This is a genomic window from Hymenobacter piscis (assembly GCF_018760735.1).
GTDB lineage: Bacteria > Bacteroidota > Bacteroidia > Cytophagales > Hymenobacteraceae > Hymenobacter > Hymenobacter piscis.
This window is the reverse complement of record NZ_JAHHZN010000002.1, coordinates 74,439-86,771: the sequence shown is the minus strand read 5'-3', so window position 1 is coordinate 86,771 and position 12,333 is coordinate 74,439. Positions and strand designations below refer to the sequence as shown.

Annotated in this window: 8 protein-coding genes and 1 riboswitch; of the genes, 7 read left to right on the top strand and 1 reads right to left on the bottom strand. The window is 64.5% G+C overall.

Annotation, left to right across the window (positions count from 1 at the left end; genetic code table 11):
* Positions 1-123 precede the first annotated feature (123 nt).
* Positions 124-3,972, bottom strand: coding sequence for a methionine synthase (gene metH, locus KLP40_RS02590; protein WP_215592034.1), 3,849 nt, complete (start codon positions 3,970-3,972; stop codon positions 124-126).
* Between the two features lie 72 nt (positions 3,973-4,044).
* A riboswitch (SAM riboswitch) is annotated at positions 4,045-4,158 on the bottom strand.
* Between the two features lie 157 nt (positions 4,159-4,315).
* Between metH and KLP40_RS02585 the strand changes: the two genes are divergently transcribed.
* From KLP40_RS02585 to KLP40_RS02555, 7 genes are all read left to right on the top strand, one after another.
* Positions 4,316-5,449, top strand: coding sequence for a PA14 domain-containing protein (locus KLP40_RS02585; protein ID WP_215592033.1), 1,134 nt, complete (start codon positions 4,316-4,318; stop codon positions 5,447-5,449).
* Between the two features lie 94 nt (positions 5,450-5,543).
* A complete protein-coding gene (locus KLP40_RS02580; protein ID WP_215592032.1) occupies positions 5,544-6,539 on the top strand; it encodes an SDR family oxidoreductase in 996 nt (331 codons plus the stop codon).
* 246 nt (positions 6,540-6,785) lie between these two features.
* The gene (locus KLP40_RS02575; protein ID WP_215592030.1) at positions 6,786-7,376 is read left to right on the top strand and encodes a gluconate 2-dehydrogenase subunit 3 family protein; all 591 of its coding nucleotides are present in this window, start codon (positions 6,786-6,788) and stop codon (positions 7,374-7,376) included.
* Positions 7,377-7,491: 115 nt separating this feature from the next.
* Positions 7,492-9,171, top strand: a complete 1,680-nt coding sequence (locus KLP40_RS02570) for a GMC family oxidoreductase (RefSeq protein WP_215592029.1) — start codon at positions 7,492-7,494, stop codon at positions 9,169-9,171.
* A 91-nt stretch (positions 9,172-9,262) separates the two neighbouring features.
* Positions 9,263-10,597, top strand: a complete 1,335-nt coding sequence (locus KLP40_RS02565) for a family 1 glycosylhydrolase (RefSeq protein ID WP_215592028.1) — start codon at positions 9,263-9,265, stop codon at positions 10,595-10,597.
* A 190-nt stretch (positions 10,598-10,787) separates the two neighbouring features.
* Positions 10,788-11,390 (top strand): hypothetical protein, encoded by a 603-nt coding sequence (locus KLP40_RS02560; RefSeq protein WP_215592027.1) that lies wholly within the window; start codon positions 10,788-10,790, stop codon positions 11,388-11,390.
* Between the two features lie 188 nt (positions 11,391-11,578).
* Positions 11,579-12,322 (top strand): alpha/beta fold hydrolase, encoded by a 744-nt coding sequence (locus KLP40_RS02555; RefSeq protein WP_215592026.1) that lies wholly within the window; start codon positions 11,579-11,581, stop codon positions 12,320-12,322.
* Positions 12,323-12,333 lie beyond the last annotated feature (11 nt).

The following is a 12,333-nucleotide window of genomic DNA, read 5'->3' as shown; positions in this document are numbered from 1 at the left end:
GTGGCGAGGCGTTGGATGTAGCGCGAAGCTTTTGCTTCGCGTTTTGTTAATGAGAACAGATGCCGTGGTTGCGTGACAACACTATCAGCAACGGTACAAGAAGCAAAGGCTTCGCACTACTGGCTACCCTGCCGTTACCGGCACCGCCGCCGGCTCGTAGTTCAGATTCGGCATCAGCCAGCGTTCCAGCTCCGGCAGTGGCATGTGCTTGCGCGCGGCCATATCGGCTACCTGGTCCTGGCCAATGCGGCCGAGGCCGAAGTAGCGGCTGTCGGGATGGGCGTAGTAGAGGCCGCTCACGGAGGAGGCGGGGTACATGGCCAGGTTTTCGGTGAGGCGAATGCCGGTGGCGGTTTCGGCGTCGAGCAGCTGGAACAGGGTGATTTTCTCGGTGTGGTCGGGGCAGCCGGGGTAGCCGGGGGCGGGGCGTACGCCTTTGTATTTCTCCTGAATCAGGTCCTCGTTCGATAGGTTTTCGGCCGGGTCGTAGCCCCAGAACTCCTCGCGCACGCGCTGGTGCAGGCGCTCGGCAAAGGCCTCGGCGAGGCGGTCGGCCAGGGCCTTCATCAGGATGCTGCTGTAGTCGTCGTGCTCAGCCTCGAACCGCTCCAGGTGCTTCTCGATACCGATGCCGGCCGTGACGGCAAAGCCGCCGATGTAGTCGGCCCGGCCGGTTTCGCGCGGGGCCACGAAGTCGGAGAAGGCCAGATTGGGCACGCCCTCGGCCTTTTCGCTCTGCTGGCGCAGGGTGAAAAACTCGGTGGCTACTTGCTGGCGGGTGTCGTCGGTGAACACCTGCACCGTGTCGTGGCCGACGGTGTTGGCAGGCCAGAAGCCGATGACGGCGCGGGCCGTGAGCAGCTTCTCGTCGATGATCTGGCGCAGCATCTTCTGGGCGTCGTGGAAGAGCTGAGTGGCGGCCTCGCCCACGTTCGGGTCTTCCAGGATGCGCGGGTAGCGGCCTTTCAGCTCCCAGGTCTGGAAGAACGGCGTCCAGTCAATATACTTAGCCAGCTCGGCCAGGTCGTAGTCTTCCAGCGCCTTGGTGCCCAGGAAGGTCGGCTTCACGATGGGCGTAGCGGCCCAGTCGGCTTTGAAGCCGTTTTCGCGGGCGGCCTCAATGGTCAGGTAGTTTCTCTCGCGCTGGCGGCCGGCGTAGTCCTCGCGCAGCTGGCGGTACTCCTCGCGCACGGTGCGGGCGTACTCGGCATCGGCCGAGCCGAGCAGGGCGGCGGCCACGCCCACCGAGCGGGAGGCGTCATTTACGTGCACGATGGGGCCGCTGTAGTTGGGCGCAATCTTCACGGCGGCGTGCAGGCGGGAGGTGGTGGCGCCGCCGATGAGCAGCGGGGTTTTCAGGCCGCGCTTTTCCATTTCCTGGGCCACGTACACCATCTCATCCAGGCTCGGCGTAATCAGGCCGCTCAGGCCGATAACGTCCACCTGCTGCTTCTGGGCTTCATCGAGGATGCGCTCCAGCGGCACCATCACGCCCAGGTCCACGATGTCGAAGTTGTTGCAGGCCAGCACCACGCCCACGATGTTCTTGCCGATGTCGTGCACGTCGCCTTTTACCGTGGCCAGCAGGATTTTACCGGCCGTCTGCCGGTCGCCGCTCTGTTTGTCGGCCAGCAGGTAGGGCTCCAGATAGGCCACCGCCTTCTTCATCACCCGTGCCGATTTCACCACCTGGGGCAGGAACATTTTGCCGGCCCCGAACAGGTCGCCCACCACGTTCATGCCAGCCATCAGCGGGCCTTCAATCACCTCCAGCGGGCGGCCTACCAGCTGCCGGACTTCCTCGGTATCCTGGTCGATGAACTCGGTAATGCCTTTCACCAGCGCGTGCTGCAAACGCTCCTTCACCGGCAGACTGCGCCATTCCTGGTTGTTGGTTGTTGGTTGTTGGTTGTTAGTCGATTTGTCCTTGATGTTGTCGGCGAAGTCCACGAGGCGCTCGGTGGCATCGGCGCGGCGGTTCAGGAGCACGTCTTCCACCAGCTCCAGCAAGTCCTGGGGCACCTCATCGTACACGGCCAGCTGGCTGGGGTTCACGATGCCCATGTCCAGGCCGGCCCGGATGGCGTGGTAGAGGAAGGCCGAGTGCATGGCCTCGCGCACCACATCGTTGCCGCGGAACGAGAAGCTGATGTTCGAGACGCCGCCGCTGGTGAGGGCGCCGGGCAGGTTCTGCTTGATCCAGCGAACGGCCTCGATGAAGTCCAGCGCGTAGTTGCGGTGTTCCTCCATGCCGGTGCCCACCGTCAGGATGTTGGGGTCGAAAATGATGTCCTCGGCCGGGAAACCGACTTCGTTCACCAGGATATCGTAGCTGCGGCGGCAGATTTCGATGCGCTTCTCGTAGTTGTCGGCCTGGCCGTTTTCGTCGAAGGCCATGACCACCACGGCCGCGCCGTACTGGCGCACGGTGCGGGCCCGCTGCCGGAACACCTCCTCGCCTTCCTTCAGGGAAATGGAGTTGACGATACTCTTGCCCTGCACGCACTTCAGGCCGGCTTCCAGCACGCTCCACTTCGAGGAGTCAATCATGACGGGCACCCGCGAAATGTCGGGCTCCGAGGCAATCAGGTTTAGGAACGTGGTCATGGCCTGCTCCGAGTCGAGCATGCCTTCGTCCATGTTCACGTCGATAACCTGCGCGCCGCCTTCCACCTGGTCGCGGGCCACCTGCAGGGCCTGCTCGTAGTTGCCGGTGCGGATGAGGCGGGCAAAGGCGCGGCTGCCGGTCACGTTGCACCGCTCGCCCACGTTCACGAACAGGCTGTCGGCGGTGATGTTGAACGGCTCGAGACCGGCGAGGCGGGTGATGGCCTCACCCCCTAGCCCCCTCTCCGGTAGAGAGGGGGGACTAGTTTTTAGCTTTGTCTTAGCATCTAGTACTAGTTCCCCCTCTCCCCCCGGAGAGGGGGCTAGGGGGTGAGGCGCTCGTGAGGGCAACTCCCGCGGAGCGTAGCGCAGCGCCAGCTCACTTAAAGCCGCAATGTGCTGGGGCGTGGTGCCGCAGCAGCCGCCCACCACCGTCACGAGGCCGTCGGAGAGGTAGCCTTCCACCACGCCCGCAAATTCCTGGGCCGACTCATCGTAGCCGCCAAACGCGTTGGGCAGGCCGGCGTTGGGGTAGGCCGAAATGTGCACGTCGGCAATGCGGCTCAGCTCCTTGATGTACACCTTGAGCTGGTCGGCGCCGAGGGCGCAGTTCAGGCCCACGCTCAGCAGCGGCAGGTGGCGGATGGAGTTCCAGAAGGCCTCCACCGTCTGGCCGCTCAGGGTGCGGCCCGAGGCGTCGGTAATCGTGCCCGAAATCATGACGGGCACCACTTTGCCGCCTTCATCGAAGAACTTCTGCACCGCGTACAAAGCGGCTTTGGCATTGAGCGTGTCGAAGATGGTTTCGATGAGCAGGGCGTCGGAGCCGCCGTCCACGAGGCCGCGCACCTGCTCCAGGTAGGCGGTGGCCAGCTCGTCGAAGGTCACGGCGCGGAAGCCGGGGCGGTTCACGTCGGGCGAGAGGCTGGCGGTGCGGTTGGTGGGCCCCACGGCCCCGGCCACGAAGCGCGGCTTGTGGGGCGTCAGGGCCGTAAACGCATCCGCCGACTCCCGCGCCAGCCGCGCCGACTCGTAGTTCAGCTCATATACAATGTGCTCCAGCGCGTAGTCGGCCTGGGCGATGGTAGTGCCGCTGAACGTGTTGGTTTCCACCATGTCGGCCCCGGCGGCAAAGTACTCGTCGTGAATGCCGCGGATAATATCGGGGCGGGTGAGGCTGAGCAGGTCGTTGTTGCCGCGCAGGGGCTTGGGGTGGTCCTGGAAGCGCGTGCCCCGGAAATCCTCCTCCGTGAGCGGGTGGCGCTGGATCATGGTGCCCATGGCGCCGTCGAGAATCAGCACGCGCTGACGCAGGATGTCGTGGAGGGGCGACGTAGTGGCGGGGGCAGGGAGGACGGTCGGCATATCGGCTCTTCTAAAGAAAATCAGCAGCAAAAAGTGCCTATCCAGAAAGAGCCGCGCGGGACGCGAATCCTGTTCTTATCTTCTTCCAACGCCCGCAAAGGCCCTGGAAAGGGAATTAGCACCTTGTGTTGTGGCAGGTTGCTAAGACGTCATCGGGCCCAATCCCTCGGTCTTTCTGGATAAGTAACGGGAGCGAAGATACAACCGGAATCCTGGGAATCGCAACGGGCCAAGGCAAGGGGCGGGGTAGTGGGGGGGATGGGCGCAATACGGCGTTCAATGCTTCGTTGAAATGAGAGCTGTTTTGCTTAGTTTGGGCAGTCCTTATTCCTACGCTTTTCTTATGCTACCATTTCGCTATGCTGCGTCCGGAGTTGCCGGCCTGCTTCTATTGACTACATTCCGCAGCCCTGCTCAGACCCTGACGCCCCACGGCCTGACGGGCACCTACTATAAAGGGGAGAATTTCGAGCGGGCCGTGCTTAAGCGCGTTGATAATCAGCTGGATTTTGAGTGGCGCAAGCTGCCGCCCGCCCCGGGCGTACCGGCCGAACATTTTTCGGTGCGCTGGACGGGCTTTCTGGAAGCCCCCGTAACGGGCCAGTACGTGCTGCATCTGACCGTGGACGACGGTGTGCGGGTGTGGTTGAACGAGCGGCTGCTGTTTGACTCCTGGCGCGACCAGCACTTTACCAAAGGCCAGGCCCGGGTGCAGCTGGAGGCCGGCAAGCAGTATCCGCTGCGGGTAGAGTACTATCAGAACGCGCTGGACTCCCGCTTGTTGCTGGCCTGGCAGCGGCCCGACGCGTCGATGGCGGATTTTTTTGGCGGACAGTCGAGTGTTCAGCCCATTCCCATGCGGTATCTCTGGTCGGCCCGGCCGGTGCGGGCCCGGCTGGCCACCGCCGCCGATACGGCCGCGTTCATGGCGGCCCGGCGGGCCCGTATCACGTCTGTGCCCGCTAAAGCGGCCCTGGTAATTGGCTACCTGCCTCGCTCGTCGGAGCCCATCCGGAAGTCGGCTTTGCCCGCCGCGGCTAAGCCCACTGCCCGGCCCGTTGTGGCCGCCCGGCCCCTCCCGCCGCCCGCGCCCCAAAACGGCCAGCCGGCGCTGGCGGAGCTGGCCAACCTCAGCAAAGGAGCCGCCCTGACGCTGCCCAACCTGTACTTTACCCAGAGCACGGCCGAGCTGCTGCCTTCCAGCCAACCTATGCTCAACGAGCTGGCCCAGACCCTGCGCCGCCAACCCGCTCTGCGCCTGGAAGTGGCCGGCCACACCGATAACGTAGGCGAGGCCCACCTGAACCTGCGCCTCTCCCAGCAGCGGGCCCGGGTGGTGCGCCAGTACCTGGTGCAGCAAGGCATCGACTCGGTGCGGCTGGTGGCGCGGGGTTACGGCGGCACGCGGCCCGTAGCTGACAACCGCGACCCGCAGCAGCGTGCCCGCAACCGCCGGGTAGAAGTAGTGGTACGTTGAGCCCGGGCAGGAGTACAATTTGGGCTTTGCCGAACGTGCGGGCCGGTTTCGCGTAAGGCGAAACTCCACGCTACTTCTTTCCGAACTCCTGCTTATGGCTACCAAAAAGAACCCCACGCCCGCCGACGCCCCGCAGCCCGCCGCTAAGCCCGCCGGCAAAACGGCCGCCACACCCGCCGCCAAAAAAGCCGCCAAAGCGGCCGATGAGGCTCCCGAGCCCGTGCAGCGGCCCACGGCCAAGGACATGAAAAAGCACGCCCAGAAGCTGCCCTACCCGGCCAAGCAGGCCGACATGGACCTGCAGCCGGGCATGAGCTTCAGCACCTACCGCCCCGCCGGTAAGCTCCAGGATAAAGTGGCCCTTATCACCGGTGCCGACTCGGGCATCGGGCGGGCCGTGGCCGTGGCCTTTGCCATGGAAGGTGCCCACGTGGCCATTCTTTTCAACGAAAACACCGTGGACGCCGAGGAAACCAAGCGCCTCGTGGAAGCCCAGAACCGCCAGTGCATCCTGCTCCAGCTGGACGTGCGCGACCCGGAGCAGTGCCGCCAGGCCGTGCGCCGCACCCGCGCCGAACTGGGTGGCCTCAATATTCTGGTCAATAACGCCGCCTTCCAGATGGCCCAGCAGAAGTTCGAGGACATTCCCGAGGAGCAGATCCGCCGCACCTTCGACACCAACATTCTGGGCTACATCTGGATGGCCCAGGCCGCCGTGCCCCACCTCCGGGAGCACGACTGCATCATCAACACCGGCAGCATCGTGGGCCTGACGGGCATTCCCCTGCTCATCGACTACGCCAGCACCAAGGCCGCCATTCACGGCTTCACCAAGAGCCTGGCCCAGAACCTGGGCGAGCGGGGCATCCGGGTGAACTGCGTGGTGCCCGGCCCGGTCTGGACGCCCAACATCCCCGGCACCATGCCCCGGGAAGAAATCGAGAAATTCGGCCACGAAGTAGCCCTGGCCCGCCCGGGCCAGCCCGAGGAACTGGCCCCCGCCTACGTGCTGCTGGCCTCCCAGGACGGCTCCTTCATGACCGGCTCGCTCATCCACGTAACCGGCGGCAAAATGAGTAGCGACGGGTAGGGTGAGATGGTGAGGTGGTGAAATGGTGAGTGGATGTTCTGCAACCCTGACGGCGTACGCGGCGCTGATGGGGGCCGGATAACTCATTTTCACCGGCTCAAAACCCAACCGTACCATCCGCCTGTTTACCTCGCACGCCGCTGTTACTGCCTGGCTGAGTGACTTGGCGGCCTGACTGTGCCAAAAGAGCCGCCCGGGCCCGCCGAACGTCAAACTCACCACCTCGCCATTTTACCATCTCACCTCATGGAATACCCCGCCGGAACCGTTCGGGCGCTGCTGCAAACCGATCTGGTGACGCCCGCCACCCGGGCCGCGCTGGAGGCCCGCCTGGCCCCCCAGACCGACTACGCGCCCCAGTTCTTCGACGCCGACACCTACCAGCTGCTGCGGGCCGTGGCCGCCCGCGTCTTTCCCCAGCCCGAGCGCGAAACGCCCATCGAGCTGGCCCCGAACGTGGACAAGCGCCTGCTCGAAGGCCGCGCCGACGGCTGGCGCTACGATGCCATGCCCCCCGACCGCGAAGCCTACCGCCTCGGGCTGGGCGGCATCAACCAGGCGGCCCAGGCGGCGTTCCGGCAGGATTTTGTGGAGTTGACCACTGAGCAGCAGGACGTCATCATCGGGCAGCTGGCGGCCGGGGAGGCCCCGGGTGAAAACTGGCAGCAGGTGCCTCAGGATAAGTTTTTCGAGGAAATGCTGGCCGAGCTGGCCGAAAGCTATTACGCCCACCCCCTGGCCCAGGAGGAAATCGGCTACGTGGGCATGGCCGACGTGCCCGGCTGGACCCACATCGGCCTCAACGAACTGGAACCCCGCGAACCGGAGGAAAAGTGAGATGGTGAGGTGGTGAAATGGTGAGTTGACGTTGTAACGGCTCCATTTCACTGCCTTGGTCGGCCGCGCCGCCCGAACAGCCACTCACCATTTCACCACCTCACCATCTCACCTTATGCCCGACGAAGAAACGCTGGAGGAAGGCACGCTGACCCCGCTGCAACCCGAAATTCAGGACCCGCTGCTGCGGGAAATACTCGAAGAAAACGACCTCCAGGCCGACCCCAGCCGCAACCCGCTGGAACAGCCCGCCCCCCTGCCCGACCCCTCCGACGAAGTAGACTGCGTGGTGATTGGGACCGGCGCGGGCGGCGCGCCCCTGCTGGCCCGTCTGGCCCAGGCCGGCCTGCGCGTGGTGGCTCTGGAAGCCGGCCCCCGCCGCGACCCCAAAACCGACTACGCCACCGACGAAAAAGCCCAAAACTTCCTCTTTTGGAACGATGAGCGCCTTTCGGCCGGGCAGAATCCGGTGGCTTTTGGCAAGAACAACTCCGGCACCGGCGTGGGCGGCTCCACCCTGCACTACACCGCCTACACCCCCCGCGCCCACCGCTCCGACCTGACCCTGCACACCGACTTCGGCCAGGGCGTCGACTGGCCCTTCGGCATCGAGGAGCTGGAGCCCTACTACGAGGAAGTGGAGCACTTCCTGGGTGTATCCGGGCCCACGCCCTATCCCTGGGACCCCACCCGGCGCAAGGGCTACCCGCTGGCTCCGCTGCCGCTTAACGGGGCGGCCCAGCTTATGGAGCGGGCCTGCGGCAAGCTAGGCATCCGCACCTCGCCGGCGGCCAACGCGGCTCTGTCGGCGCGCTACTACCAGGAGGGCATTGGCTGGCGCGAGGCCTGTACCAACCGGGGCTTCTGCCAGGCCGGCTGCAACCGCGGCGCCAAGGCCAGCATGGACGTCACGTTTCTGCCCCTGGCCGAGAGCTTCGGGGCCGAAATCCGGGCCGATGCCTACGTGACGGAGATTGAGCGCGACGCCACCGGCCGCATTACGGGCGTGGTGTACGAGCAACACGGGCGCACCGTGCGCCAGCGCTGCCGCCACCTGTTTTTGTGCGCCGGCGCCGTCGAAACGCCCCGTCTGCTGCTGCTCAACGAGTTGGCCCTGAACAGCGGGCAGGTGGGCAAGCACTTCATGGCCCACCCCGGCATGCAGGTCTGGGGCACGTTCCCGGAGGATATCCGCCCCTACAAAGGCATTCCCGGCGGCCTGATTTCCGAAGATACCCACCGGCCCCAGGACGCTGACTTTGCGGGTGGCTACCTGCTGCAAAGCATCGGCGTGATGCCCGTGACTTTTGCCACCCAGATGGTGCGCCAGCGCAAGCTCTGGGGCCAGCCCCTGCGCGACTATATGCGCAACTACAACCACATTGCCGGTATCAACATTCTGGGCGACTGTATGCCCCACGCCAGCAATTTCATGGAGCTCAGCGACGAGAAGGACGCCCGGGGGCTGCCCAAGCCCCGCCTGCACTTCACGGCCCAGGAAAACGAGCAGCGCATGAACCGCCACGCCGAAAAGCTGATGCGCCAGATCTGGCAGGAGGCCGGCGCCACCGACATCTGGGCCTTCGAGCGCTACGCCCACGTCATTGGTACGGCCCGCATGGGCCGGCGGGCCGACGAGGCCGTAGTCGACCCCGACGGCAAGGCCTTCGACGTGCCCAACCTCTACATCTGCGACAACTCCGTGTTCCCGAGCGCGCTGAGCGTTAACCCGGCCCTCACCATCATGGCCCTGAGCCTGCGCACCGCCGATAAGTTTCTGGCTACCCTTCGGTAGTGCTCAGTGCCTAGTGCTTGGTGCTTAGGTATTTCTTTTGAATTGATTAAAACGGCCTAAGCACCAAGTACTAGGCAATAAGTACCAAACAATGAAGTCCTTCCTGACCCATATCAAAGAAAAGTTCGGCGACGGCCATTACGCGGGCGACGAGTACGGCGGGGCCGCCGGGCACGATGGCTCGGGCCTGCCCACCGGCAACGCGGGCAACTTCATGTTCGCCACCGGCATCGAGTGCTCCTACCCGATGATTGCTAATAACACTATCCGGCGCGATTTGCTGGCTGAAACCGACCACTACAACCGCTACAAGGAAGACCTGGGGCTGGTGCAGGAAATGGGCCTGAAGGTGCTGCGTTACAACCTGCCCTACTACCTGATTCACCAGGCCCCCGGCAAGTACGACTGGAGCTTCGCCGACCTGGCCATGGCTGAAATCCAGCGCCTCGGTATCACGCCCATTCTGGACCTGATGCATTTTGGGGTGCCCGACTGGCTGGGCAACTTCCAGAACCCCGAGCTGCCCATTCACTTCGCCGAGTACTGCGGGGCCGTGGCCCAGCGTTACCCATGGGTGCGGTTCTACACGCCCATCAACGAGATTTACGTGACGGCCCGGGCCTCCGCCAAAGACGGCATCTGGAACGAGCAGCTCAAGGACGACCGGGCCTTCGTGACGGCCATGAAGCACCTGGTGGCCGCCAGCATCATGGGCAACCAGCAGATTGCCCGCCACCGCCCCGACTGCGTGATTGTGCAGAGCGAATCGGCGGAGTACATCCACGAGATGCGGGCCGTGGAAAGTCCCGAAATCCGCCTGGTCAACAAGCTGCGCTTCCTCTCGCTCGATCTGCTGTACGCTCACCCCCTCGATTCGGAGGTGCTGCTGTTCTGCCTCGATAACGGCCTGACCCGCCAGGAGCTCGACTGGTTTATGGCCGGTGAGCCGCCCGGCTACCAGATCATGGGCAACGACTACTACGGCCGCAATGAGCGCATCATCAAGCCCGATGGCACCTGGTGCCAGGCCGAGGACGTGCTGGGCTGGTACACCATGACGCGCCAGTACTACGAGCGGTACCGCAAGCCCGTGATGCACACCGAAACCAACTCCTTCAACCCTGTGGACGCCGAATGCTGGCTCTGGAAGCAGTGGGTGAACGTGCAGCGCATCCGCCAGGACGGCGTGCCGGTCGTGGGGTTCACCTGGTACAGCCTGCTCGACCAGCTCGACTGGGACATCAGCCTGCGCGAAAAGCGCCTGAGCGTAAACGCCTGCGGCCTCTACGACCTCGACCGCAAAATCCGGCCGGTGGGGGAGAGTTACAAGATGCTGCTGAAGGAATTCGGTCAGATTACCCTCATGCCCCACGCTGAAATCTTCGAGTTCACCACCCGGCCCGCTACCCTGAAAGTAGAAAAATAGGGCTGACAATTTCTGGTTTCCCCAAGGGCTACCACCCTGGCTGGTCGTACGAACAGACGTGCGGCGGGCCAGGGTTTTTTTTGAGTAGGCTGCCAGCTAACGGTTCCGGGAATTTTTCCCATTACCAACTCTGGCACAGCTTTTGAAAATGGCCACTCAGAATTAGTTCCCAAACCATCAGAAATACTTTATGAAAACGTCTGTTACCTCCTACTTCCTGGCAGCCTGTGCTTCCCTGATGCTGGTCGCCTGCTCCGACAAGCAAAACGATCCGGCTCCTGATCCTACCCCCGATCTGACCCTGTCCAGCTACTTCGATTTTACGACTGTTACCCCCGCTGGCGGCGTGGCGCATCACGGCTACGGCACCGGCCACTCCTCGCTCGCTATCAAGGGCGAAGGTGCCATGAACGCGCAGATACTGGCCCTGGATTTCGCCGCCGGCACCGATGCTGTGCACCTGGAAGTGGAGCGGGCGGCCCTGGGCAGCACCTGGACCGGCACCTACGCCCTGCGCAGCCGTAACCAGCAAACCGCGCCGGTTTTTGTTTCCTATATCTACCGGGGAGCAAGCGGCGGGTCGTCGATTTACCGTTTCAGCGACACCACCAACGACCTGATCGGCGACGTGACCATCACGGCCTACGACGCCCGGCGGCAACTGGTGAGCGGCCGCTTCGCCGTGGAAGCGCCCCGCCAGCTCGACCCCAACGCGGGCTTCAGCCCCGACGCTCCCAAATGCGCCATCATCTTGCAAGGCGACTTTAAAAATCTGAAAATAAAAGTCCGCTAGAAATCCGCGTGCTGCTTTCCCGCAAGGCCATTCCGGTTAACCGGGATGGCCTTGCTGTTGGGGGTGGGGGCTGGCGGGGCCAATGGCGCCCCGGCGTCGGCGCCGGCCCTGCTGGAGGCGGTAGTTAAAAAATCGGCGGGTCGTGGGGCCGGGGCCGGCAATTGGCCCCGGTTTGCCGTACAAGCCCCATGCCCCAACCGCTTACTTTCCTGGCCCTGCACTACTGGGCCGGCGCCGGCCACGAATTCGACCAGGTGGCCGCCCTGCTCGCCCCCGATTACCGCCTGCTGGCCCCCGACCTGGGGGGCTTCGGGGCCGCCCCCGTTCCCGCCGGCGGCCTCACCGTAGACGCCTACGCCGACGCGGTGGCGGCTTTTATAGCGGCCGAAAAGCTGAGCTCCTACGTGCTGGTGGGCCACAGCATGGGCGGCAAAATTGCCCTGGCCCTGGCGGCCCGGCAGCCGGCCGGACTGGTGGGCCTGGCCCTGCTCAGCCCCTCGCCGCCCACCCCGGAACCCATGACCGAAGCCGACCGGCAGGCTAGCCGGCACGCCTGGGGCCAGCCGGCGGAAGCGGAAAAAACGGCCCGCCATATCACGGTCCGTGCGCTGTCCGCCGCCCCGCACCGGCAAGTGGTGGCCGATAACCTGCGTACCAGCCGCGCCGCCTGGGATGCCTGGCTGCTGCACGGCAGCCGCGAAAACATCAGCGCCCGGATGGCGGCCGTGGCGGTGCCCTGCACCATTCTGGCCGGCGACCAGGACCCGATTATGTCGCCCTCGGTGCACGGCCTGGAAACGCTGCCCCTGCTGCCCGCCGGTACCCCGCTGGAAATCATCGGCGGGGCCGGACACCTGCTGCCCTACGAGGCTCCGGCAGAAGTGGCCGACCTGCTGCGCCATTTCGCGCAGCGCTGTGAGGCGGCCAGTTGAACCGGCGCCCG

Bases quoted from the DNA above. Each gene is read 5' to 3' on its own strand.
- KLP40_RS02575 (WP_215592030.1), top strand. From the start codon at position 6,786: ATGGAATACCCCGCCGGAACCGTTCGGGCGCTGCTGCAAACCGATCTG.
- KLP40_RS02580 (WP_215592032.1), top strand. From the start codon at position 5,544: ATGGCTACCAAAAAGAACCCCACGCCCGCCGACGCCCCGCAGCCCGCC.
- KLP40_RS02555 (WP_215592026.1), top strand. From the start codon at position 11,579: ATGCCCCAACCGCTTACTTTCCTGGCCCTGCACTACTGGGCCGGCGCC.
- KLP40_RS02560 (WP_215592027.1), top strand. From the start codon at position 10,788: ATGAAAACGTCTGTTACCTCCTACTTCCTGGCAGCCTGTGCTTCCCTG.
- KLP40_RS02585 (WP_215592033.1), top strand. From the start codon at position 4,316: ATGCTACCATTTCGCTATGCTGCGTCCGGAGTTGCCGGCCTGCTTCTA.
- KLP40_RS02565 (WP_215592028.1), top strand. From the start codon at position 9,263: ATGAAGTCCTTCCTGACCCATATCAAAGAAAAGTTCGGCGACGGCCAT.
- metH (WP_215592034.1), bottom strand. From the start codon at position 3,972: ATGCCGACCGTCCTCCCTGCCCCCGCCACTACGTCGCCCCTCCACGAC.
- KLP40_RS02570 (WP_215592029.1), top strand. From the start codon at position 7,492: ATGCCCGACGAAGAAACGCTGGAGGAAGGCACGCTGACCCCGCTGCAA.